21 protein-coding genes are annotated in these 17,251 nt (G+C 69.7%); 10 read left to right on the top strand and 11 right to left on the bottom strand.

Annotated features, from left to right (window positions below):
• Positions 1–9 precede the first annotated feature (9 nt).
• Positions 10–384, bottom strand: a complete 375-nt coding sequence (locus AC1RUS_RS16245) for a methylglyoxal synthase (protein WP_492917625.1) — start codon at positions 382–384, stop codon at positions 10–12.
• A 117-nt stretch (positions 385–501) separates the two neighbouring features.
• Between AC1RUS_RS16245 and AC1RUS_RS16250 the strand changes: the two genes are divergently transcribed.
• Complete coding sequence (locus AC1RUS_RS16250; protein WP_492917626.1) at positions 502–1,107, top strand: hypothetical protein; 606 nt, start codon at positions 502–504, stop codon at positions 1,105–1,107.
• The gene (locus AC1RUS_RS16255) at positions 1,107–1,655 is read left to right on the top strand and encodes a DUF2846 domain-containing protein (RefSeq protein WP_492917627.1); all 549 of its coding nucleotides are present in this window, start codon (positions 1,107–1,109) and stop codon (positions 1,653–1,655) included. The genes AC1RUS_RS16250 and AC1RUS_RS16255 overlap by 1 nt, the downstream gene beginning before the upstream one ends.
• 63 nt (positions 1,656–1,718) lie before the next feature.
• Here the strand turns inward: AC1RUS_RS16255 and AC1RUS_RS16260 are convergent, their stop codons facing one another.
• Positions 1,719–3,335, bottom strand: a complete 1,617-nt coding sequence (locus AC1RUS_RS16260) for a peptide chain release factor 3 (RefSeq protein ID WP_492917628.1) — start codon at positions 3,333–3,335, stop codon at positions 1,719–1,721.
• A 180-nt stretch (positions 3,336–3,515) separates the two neighbouring features.
• On the opposite strand from AC1RUS_RS16260, the gene AC1RUS_RS16265 reads away from it, so the two are divergent.
• Complete coding sequence (locus tag AC1RUS_RS16265; RefSeq protein WP_492917629.1) at positions 3,516–3,650, top strand: hypothetical protein; 135 nt, start codon at positions 3,516–3,518, stop codon at positions 3,648–3,650.
• Positions 3,651–3,657: 7 nt separating this feature from the next.
• Here AC1RUS_RS16265 and AC1RUS_RS16270 read toward each other — a convergent pair whose 3' ends face one another.
• Together AC1RUS_RS16270 and AC1RUS_RS16275 are read right to left on the bottom strand one after the other, a co-directional pair.
• A complete protein-coding gene (locus tag AC1RUS_RS16270) occupies positions 3,658–4,038 on the bottom strand; it encodes a hypothetical protein (protein ID WP_492917630.1) in 381 nt (126 codons plus the stop codon).
• Positions 4,039–4,175: 137 nt separating this feature from the next.
• Positions 4,176–4,505 (bottom strand): DUF1491 family protein, encoded by a 330-nt coding sequence (locus AC1RUS_RS16275; RefSeq protein WP_492917631.1) that lies wholly within the window; start codon positions 4,503–4,505, stop codon positions 4,176–4,178.
• Between the two features lie 71 nt (positions 4,506–4,576).
• On the opposite strand from AC1RUS_RS16275, the gene AC1RUS_RS16280 reads away from it, so the two are divergent.
• Positions 4,577–5,461, top strand: a complete 885-nt coding sequence (locus AC1RUS_RS16280) for a hypothetical protein (protein ID WP_492917632.1) — start codon at positions 4,577–4,579, stop codon at positions 5,459–5,461.
• Between the two features lie 9 nt (positions 5,462–5,470).
• On the opposite strand, the gene AC1RUS_RS16285 is transcribed toward AC1RUS_RS16280, so the two are convergent.
• The gene (locus AC1RUS_RS16285; protein ID WP_492917633.1) at positions 5,471–6,967 is read right to left on the bottom strand and encodes an alpha/beta hydrolase; all 1,497 of its coding nucleotides are present in this window, start codon (positions 6,965–6,967) and stop codon (positions 5,471–5,473) included.
• Positions 6,968–7,044: 77 nt separating this feature from the next.
• On the opposite strand from AC1RUS_RS16285, the gene AC1RUS_RS16290 reads away from it, so the two are divergent.
• A complete protein-coding gene (locus tag AC1RUS_RS16290; protein ID WP_492917634.1) occupies positions 7,045–8,481 on the top strand; it encodes a LytR/AlgR family response regulator transcription factor in 1,437 nt (478 codons plus the stop codon).
• Here the strand turns inward: AC1RUS_RS16290 and AC1RUS_RS16295 are convergent.
• Positions 8,478–10,247, bottom strand: coding sequence for a sensor histidine kinase (locus tag AC1RUS_RS16295; protein WP_492917635.1), 1,770 nt, complete (start codon positions 10,245–10,247; stop codon positions 8,478–8,480). The genes AC1RUS_RS16290 and AC1RUS_RS16295 overlap by 4 nt on opposite strands.
• Before the next feature lie 203 nt (positions 10,248–10,450).
• Between AC1RUS_RS16295 and AC1RUS_RS16300 the strand changes: the two genes are divergently transcribed.
• Positions 10,451–11,236 (top strand): sensor histidine kinase, encoded by a 786-nt coding sequence (locus AC1RUS_RS16300; RefSeq protein WP_492917636.1) that lies wholly within the window; start codon positions 10,451–10,453, stop codon positions 11,234–11,236.
• Positions 11,237–11,276: 40 nt separating this feature from the next.
• Positions 11,277–11,708, top strand: a complete 432-nt coding sequence (locus AC1RUS_RS16305) for a SufE family protein (RefSeq protein ID WP_492917637.1) — start codon at positions 11,277–11,279, stop codon at positions 11,706–11,708.
• Positions 11,709–11,846: 138 nt separating this feature from the next.
• Here AC1RUS_RS16305 and AC1RUS_RS16310 read toward each other — a convergent pair whose 3' ends face one another.
• Complete coding sequence (locus AC1RUS_RS16310) at positions 11,847–12,008, bottom strand: hypothetical protein (protein WP_492917638.1); 162 nt, start codon at positions 12,006–12,008, stop codon at positions 11,847–11,849.
• Between the two features lie 78 nt (positions 12,009–12,086).
• On the opposite strand from AC1RUS_RS16310, the gene trhO reads away from it, so the two are divergent.
• From trhO to AC1RUS_RS16325, 3 genes are all read left to right on the top strand, one after another.
• Positions 12,087–13,052: an oxygen-dependent tRNA uridine(34) hydroxylase TrhO gene (trhO, locus tag AC1RUS_RS16315; RefSeq protein ID WP_492917639.1), complete on the top strand. Its 966-nt coding sequence runs from the start codon at positions 12,087–12,089 to the stop codon at positions 13,050–13,052.
• Between the two features lie 66 nt (positions 13,053–13,118).
• Positions 13,119–13,433 carry a hypothetical protein gene (locus tag AC1RUS_RS16320; protein WP_492917640.1) on the top strand — a complete coding sequence of 105 codons (315 nt, stop codon included), beginning with the start codon at positions 13,119–13,121 and terminating at the stop codon, positions 13,431–13,433.
• Between the two features lie 55 nt (positions 13,434–13,488).
• The gene (locus AC1RUS_RS16325; protein ID WP_492917641.1) at positions 13,489–13,941 is read left to right on the top strand and encodes a PA2169 family four-helix-bundle protein; all 453 of its coding nucleotides are present in this window, start codon (positions 13,489–13,491) and stop codon (positions 13,939–13,941) included.
• Positions 13,942–14,091: 150 nt separating this feature from the next.
• On the opposite strand, the gene AC1RUS_RS16330 is transcribed toward AC1RUS_RS16325, so the two are convergent.
• The 4 genes from AC1RUS_RS16330 to AC1RUS_RS16345 form a co-directional block, all read right to left on the bottom strand.
• On the bottom strand, positions 14,092–14,826 hold the full coding sequence (locus AC1RUS_RS16330; protein ID WP_492917642.1) for a DUF6456 domain-containing protein: 735 nt from the start codon (positions 14,824–14,826) through the stop codon (positions 14,092–14,094).
• The gene (locus AC1RUS_RS16335) at positions 14,823–15,194 is read right to left on the bottom strand and encodes a helix-turn-helix domain-containing protein (protein WP_492917643.1); all 372 of its coding nucleotides are present in this window, start codon (positions 15,192–15,194) and stop codon (positions 14,823–14,825) included. Before AC1RUS_RS16335 ends, AC1RUS_RS16330 begins: the two co-directional genes overlap by 4 nt.
• Positions 15,195–15,317: 123 nt before the next feature.
• The gene (locus tag AC1RUS_RS16340) at positions 15,318–16,184 is read right to left on the bottom strand and encodes a hypothetical protein (protein WP_492917644.1); all 867 of its coding nucleotides are present in this window, start codon (positions 16,182–16,184) and stop codon (positions 15,318–15,320) included.
• An 86-nt stretch (positions 16,185–16,270) separates the two neighbouring features.
• Positions 16,271–17,200, bottom strand: a complete 930-nt coding sequence (locus AC1RUS_RS16345) for a sugar kinase (RefSeq protein ID WP_492917645.1) — start codon at positions 17,198–17,200, stop codon at positions 16,271–16,273.
• Between the last annotated feature and the right edge of the window lie 51 nt (positions 17,201–17,251).

Here is a 17,251-nt window from a genome sequence, read left to right on the forward strand (position 1 = left end):
CGACGCGCCCTAGCCCAGACCGCTAACGATCAGGTCGGCCGTCGCCGGGTTGCAGGCGAACGGGATGTCGGCCAGCGTCGCCATCCGGATCAGCGCCTTGACGTCGACGTCGTGCGGCTGGGGCGACAGCGGATCGACGAAGAAGATCAGCACGTCCAGCCGATCCTCGGCGATCAAAGCCCCCAATTGCTGATCCCCGCCCAACGGCCCGCTCTTCAGCCGCGTGAGGTTCAGATCCGGCAACGCCTCCAGGATCCGCCCACCCGTCGTGCCGGTGGCGTAGAGCGTCTTGCCCGCCAGAAAGCCGGCATGCGCCCGCGCCCACTCGACCAGAGCCGCCTTGCGGTCGTCATGAGCGACGAGGCCGATGGTGAGGGCTGTCATGCTGAAAACCTGATGATCCTGGGCCGTGAATAGTCGCCAGTCGGCGTACCCACAATGATGTCGGCCAGATTGCCCGTTGGTTACGGTCAAGCTACGCATCTTGCGGGGGTGATTCCAATGCGTTCAATCTATCCGCGCCTGGCGGCGCTTGGCGCCGCGTCGTGCCTTGTCACGCCTTCACTGTCCTCGGCCCAGGACACAGGCGCAAAGCCGCAGCCGCCGACGAGCGAAGCTCAACTCGTCGAACCGTCCTTTGTCCTGCCCAACGGCACAGTGATCGAGCTGACCTTGCTGCAGTCGGTCGGCTCCGCGCTGAACAAGCGCGGCGACAAGTTTGGGGTGCGCCTGGCGCAGGACGTGTCGATTAACGGTCGGGTAATACTGCCCGCCGGCCTCGTCGGCGAGGGCGAGGTCGTTCACGCTGCGTCGTCGAAGATGGGCGGCAAGCCGGGCGAATTGCTGCTGGCGGCCCGCTTCCTCAACCAAGGCGGCGTCCGCATTCCGCTCAAGGCCTTCAAGCTGGGCATGAGCGGCAAGAACAACGCCGACCTGTCGCTCGCCGTCGCGATCGCGGCCGGGCCGCTCGCCCTGTTCGTCCAAGGCGGAGACGTCGTAGCCCCTACGGGCTCACCGGCCAATGCCAAGCTCGCCGCCGACTTCAGTCCGGCCACAGCCGCTACACCGTCCGTATCCTCTAACCAGATTGGGAAAGATCTACCGTAATGATCGTCAAACTGACTTGCGCCGCCGTGGCGGCTCTATCGCTCGGCATGAGCTCCGCCGTGGCTCAAGACGTAACTCCGACCGTACCCGCGCAAACCGCGCCGACGCCCGCGCCATCGCCCGAACCGCCTCCCGCCACGGCAGCACCCCCTGTCACGCCGCCTCCCGCAACCGAGGCGCCTCAAGCCGAAGCGGGGCCCGCCACGCTGGGAACGCCCGCGGAAGGAAAGGGCCAGATCGTCTTCTACCGTCCTGGGAAGTTCGTAGGCGCCGCCGTGAGCTTCAAAGTGCGCGAAGGCGAGGTTGAACTCGGCAAGCTGAGCAACGGCGGTTACTTTTTCATCGACGTCGCGCCCGGCACGCACGAATACGTCGTCCACTCGGAAGCCAAGGACATCCTGCCGCTCGAGGTCGACGCCGGCGAGGTCTATTATGTCGAAGGATCGCTCAGCGTCGGCGTCATGGTCGGCCGCCCCAACCTGTCGCCGTCGGATAAAACCAAGTTCGACGCCGCCGGCAAGATGAAGGCCACCAAGCTTAAGTCCTAGGACTTACACTCATCGCTAAAGCACGAAGGCCGGGATCACGAGATTCCGGCCTTCGTTGTATTCCTAACCCCGCTCCTTCGTCCGCTCGAAGCGCACTTTCGGGAAGCGTTCGGCGACGTAGCCGATCTCCCAGGAGGACTTGCCCAGGAACACCGGCTGGTTGTCGATGTCCTCGCCCATGGCCGAGCGGTGCTTGTTGACGAAGTCCTCGACGTCGGCGCGTTCGCCGGTCAGCCAGCGGGCCTCGGCGTAGGGGCTGGCTTCGAAGATGCAGTCCAGCTGGTATTCGTTGGCCAGGCGGTCGGCCATGACCTCGAACTGCAGCTGGCCCACGGCGCCGACGATGAAGTCGCTGCCGATCATCGGGCGGAAGAGCTGGGTGACGCCCTCCTCGGCCAGGCCCTCCAGCGCCTTCTTCAGGTGCTTGGCCTTCAGCGGATCCTTGACCCGCACGCGGCGCAGGATTTCCGGGGCGAAGTTGGGCAGGCCGGCGAAGCGCAGCAGGCCGGTCTCCGACAGGCTGTCGCCCACCCGCAAGACACCATGGTTGGGGATCCCGATGACGTCGCCGGCGAAGGCGTCCTCGGCCAGTTCGCGGTCGGAGGCGAAGAACATGATCGGCGCGTTGACGCTCATCGACTTGCCGGTGTTCTGGGCCTTCAGCTTCATGCCGCGCGTGAAGCGGCCGCTGGTCAGGCGCAGGAAGGCGATCCGGTCGCGGTGATTGGGGTCCATGTTCGCCTGGACCTTGAAGACGAAGCCCGACACCTCGGCGTCGCCCGGGGCGACGTGGGTCTCGGCGCCCGAGCGCAGGGCCTTGGCCGGCTTGGGGGCCGGGGCGTAGGCGCCGATGCCGGCCAGCAGCTCCGACACGCCGAAGTGGCGCAGGGCCGAGCCGAAGAACACCGGCGTCATGTGGCCTTCCAGGAAGGACTTCACATCGAACGGCTTGGCGGCTTCGGACACCAGCATCGCGCCCTCCTCCACCTCGGCCTGCTCCTCGGGGTCGAGGTACTGGACGATGGCGTTGGAGTTCAGCGCGACGGGCGCGGGATGGCCCTCCTCGTCGGTCGAGCTCTTCTTGGCGTAGGGAATGAAGGCCTGCTTGCGCAGGTCCAGCATGCCCTTGAACCGCCCGCCCGACCCGGCCGGCCAGAACAGCGGCGCGGGGTCGAGGGCCAGCTTCGACGAGACCTCGTCCAGCAGCTCGAACGGGTCCTGGGCCTCGCGGTCCATCTTGTTGATGAAGGTGATGATCGGGATGTCGCGCAGGCGGCACACCTCGAACAGCTTCAGGGTCTGGGGCTCGATGCCCTTGGCGGCGTCCAGCACCATGATCGCCGCGTCGGCGGCCGTCAGGGTGCGATAGGTGTCTTCCGAGAAGTCCTCGTGGCCCGGGGTGTCGAGCAGGTTGAACATCAGGCCGTCGTGGTCGAACGTCATCACCGAGGCCGACACTGAGATGCCGCGCTCGCGCTCGATCTTCATCCAGTCCGACTGGGTGCGGCGGGTCTGGCCGCGCGCGCGCACCGCGCCTGCCGCGCGGATCGCGCCGCCCGCCAGCAGCAGGTTCTCGGTCAGGGTCGTCTTGCCGGCGTCAGGGTGGCTGATGATGGCGAAGGTGCGCCGACGGGCGGCCTGGAACACGGGCGAGAGGGGCGCGGCGGGAGAGGTGCTCATCCGGGGGGACTATCCTTTCGGAGACTTTTTGTCACCCGTCTGGACGGCCCTCGGCGTCGGCGCGCGAGCACCGGGGCGCGCGACAAAATATCCCTATGCGGCGAAGGGAGATGGAGTCATGCTCGCTTCGGTCACGAACGCGACGCCCTTGAGAGCGTCGGGCGTGGCGGAGGAAACAAGATGGCTCTTTGGGACGACTCCCGCGATTCCAGCAGCCCGCGCGCCGAACGGAGCGGCGTGTGCATGGTGGTCACGATCAGCGGACTGATCGCCGCCGCCGTGGCCCTCAAGTGGCTGATCGCTCTGCTTATGTAGAGACGGCCTACGCGGCCAGGCGACGCCAGACCTGACGGTCGGCCTCAATATTGGTCAGCGAGCCCGCCTTCTGGCGCTGCAGAAGCGCGCCCATCACTTCCAGGCCGATCTGCGCGTATCGGACCTGAACCTGGTCGACCAGGCAGCCGCGCCCCGGCGCGATGAACAGCGCCGCGTTCACTTCCGGCGACTTCGAGACGATCAGGGCCGCCAGGCGCTGGGCCCGCTCGGGGTCCTTCAGGTGCAGCAGCGGCTCTTCCGCGTACAGCTCGCGCCCCAGTTCCGAGACGTAGTTCATCGACAGCTTGGCGAAGCGGTCACGCTCCACCGGCGGGGCCAGTTCGGCCACGTCGAAGCTGAAAACGACATCGTTCATCAGAAAAATCATGGCGGTACTGGCGGGGTTCTCGTGGAGGCGTCGGGATACCTGCAACCTGCCAGAACGCGCTTTAAGTCCGGTGTAGAAGCGAGGTTAACGGATCACTGCGGTAGAGTTGTCCACAGAACGCTCGTCCAGCGCGGGTGCTATTCCTCGACCGCCTCGGTCAGGAAGTGCCGGCCCTGGCGGTCCTCGATCTCGACCACCCAGAGGTCGGGATCGATGCGGGCGGCGCGCTCGGCATAGGCGTCCAGGTCCGGTTCGAAGTCGGACTTGGTGGGCTGCATCCAGAAGCGTTCGCCGTCGCCGCGCGTGGCCTCGGCGAACAGGCGGGCCTTGTTCTCGCGGCGATCGACGGCCTTGACCAGCACCGCCCCGGCCTTGGCGTCGCCCTTGCGCGCGACGGTGGCGAAGGCGCCCGCCAGTTCGGCCCGGCGGATCAGCGCCCCCACCCAGATGTCCGTCGACAGAAGCATGCTAACCGAACCGCAACCCCGGGGCCGTAAGGTGGCCCCTTCAAGTCTCGACCATACGAGAAACGCAGCTGATGACGTACCCCAAAGGTCGCGCGGCGCGATGGATGGGGTTCCTGGTCGGCGCGGCGTCCGTGATGGCGCCGGGCGTCCTGTTCGCCGCCACCGCCGCCGACCAGCTTTACGAGCGCACCCTGATGACGGCGGCCGACAGCCGCTGCCGCCTCTTCGCGCCCGCCATCGGCTCGGCCCTCGACGCCGCCCGCGCCCAGGCGCGCGGCGCGACCCTGCGCTCGGGCGCCACCCAGCAGCAGGTCGAGGCCGTCGAACAGCGCGCGCGGGCCAAGGCCGCCGGCGCGGCCTGCAATTCCAAGGACCTGACCACCGCCGCCGATCGCGTGCGCTCGGCGTTCGACGCCTATAAGAGCCTGCAGCGCATCACCTATCCGGGCGACGTCGCCGCCTGGCAGGCCGAACGGGCCAGCTCGGCGACCATCCCGGTCTGGCGTCTGTCGCAGCCGGCGACCTTCGGCGGCGACCGGTTGATCTTCGGCCTGGCGGGCCGCGCCAACGCCGTCATCGCCACGGCCACCTTCAACAACGGCGAGCGCCCCTACGCCGCCCGCATCCTGGTGCGCGACACCGCGCGCACGCTCGGTCCCTATATCGACACGCGCGGGGGCAAGGCCCTGTCGTCCAAGGTCTCGCCCCGCTCGGCCAGCCTGGTCTTCAACGCCGAGGCCCAGCAGGAAGCGCCGCTGACGCTGCTGCCGCCGGGGGCCAAGACCGGGATGAGCTTCCGCTTCCCCGTCGGCGCGGCCGACGCGATCTCGCTTCTGGACCCGCGCGAGGCGGTGACCATCGAGTTCAGCTTCGCCGGCCGCGGCGGCGCGGACCCGGTTCGCAAGGCCTATGTCGAGGTCGGCGACTTCGCCGCCGGGCGGGCGTTCCTGCGATAGGCCTGGCGATCAGGCCAGCTTGAACGTCGGCGGCGGCAGGCTCAGCCGGGTGTCGGCCACGGCCTCGCCGCGGAAGAACCGCACCAGCAGGCCCTGCACGTCGGGATGAGCCTCGAAGACGTTGTGGCCGGCGTTCTCTACGATCACCCGCGCCTTGCGCCGGAACTGGGCCGCCACCTCGTCCTGCTCGGACATCGGGGTGCGGCCGTCCAGCGTGCCGGCCACCAGCAGGGCGGGATGGTCGATGCGCAGCGGCGCGCGGAAGCCTTCGCCCAAATCGACGCCCGGGACCGTCCCCAGCAGCTGCGGCATCGGGAAGTTCAGCGCCTCGCCCAGCACGGCGGTCCTGGCCTCGCGCCGCACCAGGGCCAATCGCGCGGGTGAGATCCCCGAGGCCAGGTCCATGGCCTCGGGCATGCCGGCGATGCCCAGCGTGCTCGCGAATTCGTTGGCGAAGGGCTTCAGCACCTCCGCCTTGCCGGCGTCGAGCGCCAGATAAAGGCCCGGCAGCAGGGCCAGGGTCTGTGGATTGGCGATCAGCCCGCCCGCCATCAGCTGGATGGCGAAGCCGCCGATCCGCAGCTCGACCAGCGCGCCGTTCAGCGTGGCGGCCAAGGTCACCGGCGCCGCCTCCAACCTGGCGTGGACCCGCCGCATCAGGGCCGGCAGGTCGGGGATCGCCGCGCGGACGGCGGGGTCGGCGGCCAGCAGGCCGTCCACCTGGCGCAGCAGGGCGTCGACCGCCGAGGGCCGCTTCACCGTCTGGTCCTGGCCCTCGAGGCTGGCCAGGGCGACGCGATTGACCCGGTCGCCGTGCCGCCTGAGCACGCTCAGCGCCAGGTGTGAGCCGTAGCTGATGCCCCAGAGGTCGATCTTCTCCGCGCCCAGGCAGCGGCGCAGATCATCGATGTCGTCGGCGTTCTGCTCGGTGTTGTAGCCGGTCATGGCCACGCCGGCCTTGGTCCAGTCGGCCCAGGCGTCCTGGAAGTCCTCGCGGAAATAGGCGGTCAGTCCGGCCTGGGTGAACGCGGGAACCGGGCGCGTCGAGGCCGGCCGCTCGGGGATGTGGTTGGAAAGGCCCGTGCCGCGCTGGTCGAAGGCGATGACGTCGGCGACCTCGCGCAGCGCCATCATCATCGGAAAGCGCGGTCCGGCCAACGCGCGCGTGGCCGTGCCGCCCGGCCCGCCGGCCAGGTAGACGATCGGCGGGCCCGGCCGGGCCGCCGTCGAGGCAAAGCGGACATAGCTCAGCCGGATCTTCCGCGACCTGGGATCGCGGCGGTCCTCAGGCACCTCGAAGAAGCCGCGCTCGGCGTCGGTGTCCTGGCCCTTCCAACCCTTGAAGCGGAAAGGGCCGGCCTGGGCCGGGGACGGAGCCTGGGACGCGACGGCCTGGGCGAAGGCCAGGGTCGGGAGGGCGAGGCCGGCGGCGGCGAGCAGGGCGCGGCGATGAAGCGATGCGTGGGTCATGCCGACAGCTGAGCCGCCGGCGGCGTCGTCCGCCATGCCGGTTCGGTCAATGGCGCCGTTTGATCGGCGAATGGCGGGGCGTCTCGGCGAGCGGCGCCCTATAGGGTGAGGCCATGTGGCGAACCCTGCTCCTTGGCCTGCTTCTGGCCGGCTTCACGACCCTGGCCCGCGCGCAGGAGACGCCGTGGCAGGCCTGCCAGCGCGCGGTCGGACCGGCCGGTCCTGTGTTGAGCGACTGCCGCCCGATCCAGGGCGTCGTCGATCCGCAGGGCCGCGAGCTGTGGATCCGCTCGACGATCGCCGCTCCGAACGACACCCGGCCCCGCGCCCTCTACCTGGCGGGCGTGGCCTCGTCCGAGGCCTGGCTCAACGACCGCCCCCTGGGCGTCAACGGCCGTCCGGGCGCCACGGCGAAGGACGAGATCCCGGGGCGCTACCAGGCGGTCTTTCCGATCCGCGAAAGCGCCTGGCGGCCCGGCGCGAACCTCCTCGTTTTGCGCCTGTCGTCGTTCCACGGCGGCCTGCGCTTCGACGGGCCGATGAGCGCGATGGTCGTCCTGCCCTACCCCTATCCGCAGCGCACCGCGCTGCTGGCCGTCACCTTCGTGGCGGCGGGCGCCCTTCTGGCGGCGGCGTTCGGGTTCGGTGTCATCCACGCCATGCGCCGCACGGGGTCCAGCCTGGTGCTGGCCGCCATGGCCGGGGTCGCGGCCCTGCAGGCCATCGTCGAGAGCCTGCGGCCGCTGTTCGCCTATCCCTATCCGCTGCACGCCTGGCGGATGAGCGCCATCTGGCTGCTGGCGGCCGCCTTCTCGGTCCTGCTGGTCAGCTATGTGGCCGCCCGGTTCATGCCCAGGGCGCGCCCTCTGATGATCGGCCTGGCCCTGGGCGTGATCAGCGCCACCGCCCTGCTGCCGGGCTTCGACCTGAAGACGGTGTGCGCGCTGATCGTCGGGGTGGCGCTGGCCGTCCCGCCGGCCGCGGTCGGCGTGCGCGCCAAGCGGCCGGGCGCGTGGCTGACCCTGGCCTATCTGGCGCTGTTCCTGGCCCTGGCCATCGGCTTCCCCGAATGGCTGGCCGACCTCTCCTACTTCCTGCTCGCCGCCGCCCTGGTGCTGCCGCTGCTGGTGGTCGAGGTGGTCCGGCTGGGCCGCGACGACCGCGGCCGCGAGGCCGCCCTGACCCGCGCCGCCAGTCGGCCCGATCGCCTGACCGTGGCCTCGGCGCGCGGCGTCGAGCTGGTCCCCATCGCCGAGATCCTGGCCGTGGTCGGGGCCGACGACTACGTCGAGCTGCGGCTGGTCGGCGGCCGCAGCCTGCTGCACGCCGCCCGCCTGGACGGCCTGACAACCCAGCTGCCGGAGCGCTTTCAGCGCGTCCATCGGTCGGCGATCGCCAATCTGGACCACGTCCAGCGCCTGGAGCGCGACGGCGACCGCTGGCGGCTGCATCTGAGCGAGGGCGCGCCCCTGCCCGTCAGCCGCTCGCGCCAGCCGGCCTTGCGAGAAGCTCTGGATGTCGCGTCCCTCGTGGAGAAGGCGTCGGCCTAGCGCGGCGCGAAGGCGATGACGTTGTCGCCGAGGCTGGCCGGCGGTTCGGGCTCTTCGGGCTGGGCCGGCGCTTCCGGGGCCGGGGCCGGTTCGACCGGCGGGACCGTCTCGGCCGCCGCCTTCAGCGGGCCCAGCAGCACCGGCAGGCGCACCGACACGCTGGTGCCTGCGCCCAGGCGGCTTTCGATATGCATCTCGCCGCCGTGCAGCTTGGCGAAGGCGCGCACCAGCGACAGGCCCAGGCCCGTGCCCTTGGCGCGCTGGTCGGCGCCTCCGGCCTGCTCGTAGGGACGACCCAGGCGTTCGAGATCCTCGGGGCTGATGCCGACGCCGGTGTCGGCGACGACGATCTCCAGCACGCCGTCATAGCCGTCGGCGGTGACCGTCACCTGGCCGCCGCGCGGGGTGAACTTCAGAGCGTTGGAGATCAGGTTCAGCACGATCTGCTTGAGCGCCCGGCGGTCGGCGTCGACCTCCAGATCGTTCGGCGGCAGCACGCCGCGCAGCTGCACGCCGGCCCCGTCGGCCTGGACGCGCATCAGCCGCATGGCCGCCGTCATCGCCTCGCGGGCGTCGAACACCCCGCGCGACAGCTCGAAGCGCTCGGCCTCGATCTTGGACATGTCCAGCACGTCGTTGATCAGGTCCAGCAGGTGGCCGCCGCTCTCGTGGATCAGCTCGGCGTATTCGCCGTAGCGGTCGGTCAGGGGGCCGAACATCCGCGAGCGCATGATGTCGGAGAAGCCCATGATGGCGTTCAGCGGCGTGCGCAGCTCGTGGCTCATATTGGCCAGGAAGCGGGCGCGGCCGGCGGCCAGGGCCTCGGCGTCGGCGCGGGCGCGGTCCAGCGAGGTCTCGCGGGTGCGCTCGGCGGTGACGTCGCGCAGCACGCCGACCAGCAGGACGGGCGAGACCCGCTGCAGGTCCAGCGCCACGATGCGCTCGATGCCGTGGACGGGATTGAAGGTCAGGCTGACCTGGCCTTCGCGGAAGGCCTGGGTGACGGCGGCGCTGACCCGCGCGCGGTCGTTCGGGGCGGCGGCGGCGCCCAGGCCGCGATTGACGATGTCGACCACCGCGACCCCAGGCGGCGGCGCGCCGCGCACGGCGGTGATCAGGCCCTTCAGCGCAACCGCGACCGTCAGGTGCGGCAGGCCGTCCAGCAGGGTCTCCAGCGACTGGACCTCGGCGCTGTAGCGGACGTCGCGCTCGCCGCTGCGGCGGTTGGCCAGCAACAGGCCCGAGGCCAGGCCAAGGCCCGTGGTCACCAGGGCCAGGAAGCCCAGGATGAAGGCCAGGGCTCCGGTCGGCGCGGTGGGGGCCAGGCCCGAAAGCTGGGTCAGGGCCGCCACGCAGCCGCCGATCAGCGACAGGGCCGCGCCCTCGGCCAGGCGGCGGGACTGGGTCAGGGTCGAGGCTGCGGCCACGGGGGCGAGGCACCAGGCGGCCATGGCGCCCGACACGCCGCCGGTCAGGATGGCGGCGGTCGCCCCGCCGACGGCCCAGAACACCAGCAGCAGCGACTGCACGCGCTCGTCGGCGTTGAAGCGCGACGTCGACAGCGGCAGGGACACCAGGGCCGGCGCGGCACCGGCGATCAGGGCGATCCAGGTCGGCCAGCCGATGGTCTGGGGCAGGAAGGCGGTCGCGCCGGCGCCCAGGCAGATCGCCGCCAGCCATCCCAGACGCCACACGCGCGCGGCCTCGAAGCCTCGCGCCGGTAGCGCGGACCGTCTGAACGGCTCCGGTGGCAGCTGCGGTTCCAAGACCAGGCGACGTCCTTCTGATCCGGCGCCCACGCGCGCCGTCGTCAAACCTTAACGCGGCAGAGCCCGTCTCTCCAGACCGCACAATCAACGAGCGATCATTCGCTGGTGGAGGGCCTGTGGACGGAAACGGAATCGTAAGCGCAATCGGCCAAGGTGCAAGTCGCGCCAATGCGGACAGAACGTCCGGGAGCCATATCGCAATGTCTGAACTCGCGTCCCTGGACGCATTGCCCTCTTTCGACGCATCGGCCGCGCGGCGCGCGGCGGTCCACGCGCGTCGTCGGGCCGCGCTGGACGACCGCAAGCGTTCGTTCCTGCGCATGGTCAGCCATGAACTGCGCACGCCGCTCAACGCGGTCATCGGATTTTCGGAGATCCTGTCGCGCGAACTCTACGGTCCGTTGGGCTCGCCCCAGTACAAGGAATACGCCGGCATCGTCCACGACAGCGGCCTGAAGCTGCTGAAGCTGGTCAACCAGATCGTCGAGATCGCCCGGCTGGAAGGCCATGTCACCGACCTGGACGTCGCGCCCGAGGCGCTGGACGACGCGGTCGACAACACGCTGGAACTGCTGAAGTCCGAGATCGCCCAGCGACAGATCAAGGTCACCGTCCATGACGCCGGCGCCCTGCCCTCGGTGCTGGCCGACAGCCGGGGTCTGCAGACCATGCTGACCAACCTGCTACAGAACGCGATCACCCACTCGCCGGTCGGGGGCGAGATCGTCGTCGTGGCGCGTCCCATCCTGGGCGGCGCGGTCGAGGTGATGATCGCCGACCAGGGTCCCGGGGTCGAACCCGAGGAGCTGCCGCGACTGCTTCGGCCGTTCGAACAGGGCGGATCGACCCTGACCCGCTCCAGCGAGGGGGCCGGTCTTGGCCTGCCGATCGTCGATCTTCTGGCTCGGGCGATGAACGGATCGCTGCGCCTGACCTCGCGCCCTGGCGCGGGCCTCCACGCCCTTGTGACCCTGCCCCAGGCCTGACCGCTTGCCAGCGGTCTGCTGCGCCCCTAAAGGGCGCGCCATGACACGCCCCATCGACGCCGCCCTCGCTGAACTCGCCGACGAGTTCGAACTGCTGGGAGACTGGGAAGAGCGCTATCGCTACGTGATCGAGCTGGGCAACGGCCTCGAGCCGCTCAGCGAGGCCGAGCGGTCCGAAGACAACAAGGTGCGGGGCTGCGCCAGCCAGGTCTGGCTGGTGACCGAGCCGCAGGCCGACGGAACCATCAAGTTCCGCGGCGACAGCGACGCCCACATCGTCAGCGGCCTCATCGCCATCCAGCTGCGGCTCTATTCGGGCCAGCCGGCGGCCGATATCGCCGCGTTCGACGCCAAGGCGGCCATGGAGACTCTGGGCCTGTCGGAGGCCCTGTCCTCACAGCGCTCGAACGGTCTGAAGGCCATGGTCGCCCGCATTCAGCGGGACGCCCAGGCTGTGCTCGACCAGGCCTAGACGGATCACGCAGCGCGGAAGCCTCGTCCTTCGACAAGCTCAGGATGAGGTTTCCGACTGCCGAGGCCTGCGCAATGGTCCTCATCCTGAGCTTGTCGAAGGACGGGGACCACGCACAAAACCGGACGCCGCTAGCGTCTAGAAGAAGCCCGCGCGATTGCCGATGAACAGGATCGCGATGACCACCAGGATCAACTGGATCATCCAGTTGACGGGTGACGGGATCGGCGACCTCTGAACGATGTAGAGGGCGAGTCCGAGAAGGACCAGGGCGATAAGGATGACGATCAGGATGCTCATGCCGGCTTAACCGCCAGCATGGGCGATTGGTTCCGCTAGCGCTTGAGACCCGCGCCGCAAGCGCCTATGGGCTCGCCCGTGACGACCGATGTTCCAGCCTTCCGCGTGGCCGCCCTTTACCGGTTCACGCGCTTCGACGATCCGGCGGCCCTGCAAGGCCCGCTGGCCAAGGCGTGCTGCGCCAACGGCGTGAAGGGCACGCTGCTTCTGGCCCGCGAAGGGGTCAACGGCACCATCGCCGGGACCGACGCGGCCATCGAGACGGTGCTGGACCACATCCGCGCCCTGCCCGGCTGCGCCGACCTCGCGCCCAAGACCGCCTGGGCCGACGTCATGCCCTTCCATCGCATGAAGGTGCGGCTGAAGAAGGAGATCGTCACCCTGGGCCTGCCCGACCTGGACCCCGCGTCGAACGCCGGGACCTATGTCGCGCCGGCCGACTGGAACGCCCTGATCGCCGATCCCGACGTCGTGGTGATCGACACCCGCAACGACTACGAGGTGGCCATCGGCGCCTTCGAGCGGGCGGTCGATCCTCGGACCCGCAGCTTCTCGGCCTTTCCAGACTGGTTTCGCGACTATCGCGCCGGGCTGGAAAGCCAGCGCGGCCCCGACGCCCCGCCGTTGAAAGTGGCCATGTACTGCACCGGCGGCATCCGCTGCGAGAAGTCGACGGCCTTCCTGAAGTCGGAGGGGATCGAGGACGTCTTCCACCTGAAGGGCGGCATCCTTGACTATCTGGAACAGGTGCCGGAGCCGCAGAGCCTGTGGCGCGGCGAATGCTTCGTGTTCGACGAGCGGGTGGCCGTCGGCCATGGCCTGCAGCCCGGGACCCACGCCCTGTGCCGAGGCTGCCGCCGTCCGGTCAGTCCCGAGCAACGCGCATCGCCGCTCTACGAGGAGGGCGTCGCCTGCCCGGCCTGCCACGACCAGCGCGACGCGGCCAGCAGGGCCCGCTACGCCGAGCGCCACAGGCAGGTGGCCCGCGCGCGGGAGCTGGGCATCGCCCACGTGGGGGCGACGATGGAAACCGACGAAGACTGAAGGCGAGCACGGATCGTCCGGCGGTCCGTCGCGTTATCCGAGGCAACCCCACCAAGGAGCCTCCCCATGGTCGCCTACGACTCCGCCTATGGCGCGACGCCGGCCCCCGCCAAGCGTTCGGCCGCCGACAAGCTTTCCAGCCTGCTGGGCCGCAACAAGACCGCCGACGCGGGTCTCGATCCCGTCGCCCCGATCCCGGACTATGCGCTGACGCCCGACGAGCACGGCAAGATCACCCTGGCGGGCCACAAGGTCCCCGTCGCCCTGGCCCTGGTCGGCGCCGCCGTGCTGGGCGCGCTGCTGATCAACAAGCGCACGCGCGGCCCGGTGATCACCGCGGCCACCACCGCCTGGGGCTTCATGGGCAAGAAGGCGCTTTAAGCGCAACTCGCCCGCCTCCGCCGCGTTAGCTGATCCCCTTCAAAGGAGCCTCCCCATGCCCCACACCAACGAAGATCACATCCACCTGGTCAACGGCCTGGTCGAAACCACCATCGACAGCGCCGACGGCTATGCCGAAGCCGCCAAGGACGCCGACAGCGCCGGCTACAAGGACCTGTTCGAGAAGCGCGCCCAGGAGCGCCGCTCGGTCGCTTCGGAACTGCAGGACGAAGTCCGTCGCCTCGGCGGCGATCCCAAGGACGACGGCACCATCCTCGCCGCCGCCCACCGCGTGTTCGTCAATCTCCGCGACAGCCTCTCCAAGGGCGACGAAGCGGTGATCAACGAGGTCGAGTCCGGCGAGGACTTCATCAAGGGCAAGTACGAGAAGGCCCTGGCCGACACCGACGTCGACGCCCAGACCCGCGCCGCGATCGAAAAGGCCTGGACCTCGGTGAAGTCGGGCCACGACCAGATGCGCGACATCAAGAACGCGCTGAAGCACTAGCGTCCGCGCGGTGCGTGGCCCTCGTCCTTCGACAAGCTCAGGATGAGGACCATTCCACCGCCGCCGCAATCGAGACCTCATCCTGAGCCTGTCGAAGGACGAGGGTCTCGTGAACAAGGGCGGGATCGAAAGGTCCCGCCCTTTTCGCGTTCAGGCCATGCGGTAATGCGCCACCAGCCGCTGCAGGGCCAGTTTCAGCACGGTCTTGCCCGCGCGGCGCGGCAGGCCCAGCGAACGCTCGGCGGCCTCCAGCGCGGTGCCGGCCAGGCAGACATGCTCCAGGATCTCACGCAGGCCGGGGCCCGCCGCCTCCAGCGCCTTGGCGATCCGATCCTTGGCCGACCGCGCGCGCTCTGCGGGCTCGAGGCTGGGGCCCCGACCGCCATCGACGCGCGGCGCGCCGTCCCAGCTCATCGTCAGGCGACCGACCGTGCCGGCGCGCTGGAAGTCGTCCCGCAGGCGCTCGCCGGCGGCCGCCTCGACGGGAGTCAGCCAAGGCCGCCCCTTGCCGTCGCGCCGCCGCGCCAGCCAGGCCAGCGGCGACTCGCCGAGGTTGGCCTTGAACACCACCCGGCCGACGCCGGGCTCCTCGATCACCGTCTCGCCGTCGATCACGCCGGGCCGTCCGGGCGGCGGCGGCGCGGCGGCCGGCGACGATACGGAGAGGGTCCAGCCGCCCTGCCGGCGCGGCTTCAGCGTCTGGCTTCGCACCAGGGCCTGGAAGGCGGCTTCGTCGATGACCAGCATAGCGCGGTTGCGTCGGTTGGGTCCGAACCGCACCGCGTAGCCCGTGGCCGCCGCCTCGATCACCGCGCCGGGCCGGGACAGCAGCCGCGCGGCGCGGGCCGCCAGGTGCTCGGCCTCCAGATCGCCGTCGACGCTCATCGCACGACCCCTGCCACCAGTTGCGGCGCCTGGCGCAGGCAGCCTTCCAGCGCGGCGAGATGGGCGTCGAACGTCCGATCCTCGCGCAGGTCCTCGACCTTGTGGCAGGCGTGGCTGCAGGTCGTGCGGTCGCGCCCGAAGGCGAAGGCCACCCGGGCCAACGGCCAGTGGAAGGTGACGTGGGTCAGGTAGATGGCGATCTGCCGGGCCCGGGTGGCGGCGATCGAATTGCGTTTCTTGTCGGCGATGTCGCCGGGCGAGACATCCGTCGCCATCGCGACCAGATGGGTGACGAAGGCGACCGTCAGACGATCGCGGCGCGGCGTGGGCGTGACGGCCCAGACATCCTCGGCGGCTTGAACCAGCATGGCGTCCTCTAATCCGGGCCGTGAACCTCGCGACCCCTGATTTCCAATCTAGGCTTATTTTCTAGATGTGAGGATAACTTTCCTATCGTGACGCTTCAATAGGAATATAAGCCTTTGAAAATCCTACGACCGAATCTGTCCTATCCCCGCGCGAGAACGGGCATATCCGATCTCCAGGGTGCGCATGAGCTCGGCGGATCGGGCCGCCCGCCAGTCCGCGCTGGCCGCCGATCCGAGCTCGCGCGCCTGTCGGCAGGCCAGCAGTGCGACGTCCAGACCCGTGACCGGATTGGCCTCCAGCAGCTCGGCGGGACAGTTGGCGCGGATCGCCTGGACCACTGCGGCGGGCGGCGGCAGGCCGGTCTCCAGCCAGCGCTGCGACAGGGCGAAATCGTCGGCGCGGAAGAGGTCGACGATCTGCTGGCCCTCGCAATGCAGGCGGGCGTAGCCGTGTCTGTCGACGCCGATGATCGGGAACAGCGGGGCCAGCGAGGGGACGGCGTGGTTGGCGTAGAAGGTCGCGCCCCAATAGCGCTCGCCGATGCGGACATAGTGCTCGGCGTCGCGGATGGTCTCGAAGCCGGACAGATCCATCGGCAGAATCTCGACCTTGGGCTTGGTGACGTCGACGGTGTCGTTGGACACGTCGATGTAGAGCCCGCCCATCTTCAGGGCGTTCTGGAAGAAGCGATCGCGCAACGCGCCCCAGATCCGGCCCGCCGAGCCGCCCCGGTCGAGATAGGCCTTGATCGCCCGCTCGCCGGGATGGCTGGGCCGCGCGATCCGCGCGTTCAGCCGCAGCGCCACGTCGCGGGTGATCTCCCGGCAATAGCCGTAGGGATAGGGCTTGCCGTACCGCGCCGGCGCTCCCTGGCCCAGCGCCTGGTCGGTCTCGGCCCGCAGCGACAGGAACAGGTCTTCCAGGATCGGCGTCACGGGCGTCAGGAACCGCGCGGTCAAGGCGGCCTCGAGCCGATTGTTGGCGGCCATACGCTTACTCCAGTCCTCGACGCGCCCACGTCACGACTCGGCGCGAGGCAGCGGCTTAACTAGCCTGGTCGGGCGTCGGATCGCCATCAGGCGTCCAGTCGCAGGTCCTCACCATGGGGAACGATCGCGCCCCGGCACGACACCACGATGGCCGCCAGCCTGTGGGCGCGCGCGACCGCCGTCTCGATCGGCAGGCCGGCCATGCGCGCCGACAGGTAGGCGGCGTTGAAGCTGTCGCCCGCGCCGGTGGTGTCGACGGCCTTCACGCGGCTCGGCGCCGGGGTGGCGGTGCGGCCGTCCGGGCGATGGACGTTGACCGCGTGGCTCTCGTCCCGCGCCACCACCTCCGCGCCGGCGGCGGCCCACTCGGCGGCCAGGTCCTCGGCTTCGCGGCCATACAGGGGACGCGAGTCCTCGCTGCTCAGCGAGATGTAGCGGCAGGACGGCACGACGCCGTCCAGGGCGTTGCGGGCGGCTTCGGCGCTGGGCCACAGGGCGGGCCGGTAGTTGAAGTCCAGCGCCACGGCGACGCCCAGCGAATGGACATAGGCCAGGATGTCCTTCAGCCGCGCCCGGCCGATGTCGCCGATCACCGCCAGGGTGACGCCCGACAGATAGACCAGGTCGCTGGCCTTGGCGGCCTCGATCAACTGGTCGGCGGTGTGTTCGGAGAACAGGTCGCGGATCGGGGCCCGCTCGCGCCAGTAGAAGAACTTCCGCTCGCCGCTGTCGTCCAGCACGATGGCGTAGAGGCCCGGCAGGCGGTTGCTGGCCTCGCGCACCAGGCGGGTGTCCAGGCCCTCGCGGCGCATGGCCGCCAGCACGCCCTCGCTGAAGGGATCGCCGTGGCCCAAGGCCGTGCAGTAGGCCACCGCGTCGCCCAGGCGCGACATGTAGACGGCGGTGTTGAAGGTGTCGCCCGCAAAGCCCATCCGGTAACGCGGCGCGCCGTCGTCCGAATGGCCATCGGGCGACATCTCGACCATGCATTCGCCCAGCACGGTGATCCTGGCCATGACGCTTTCCCCTTCGCGTTGCGCGGCGGTGATAGGCGGTTTTGGTGTGGA

The sequence above is a fragment of the Caulobacter sp. GW821-FHT10F06 genome, from assembly GCF_058809215.1.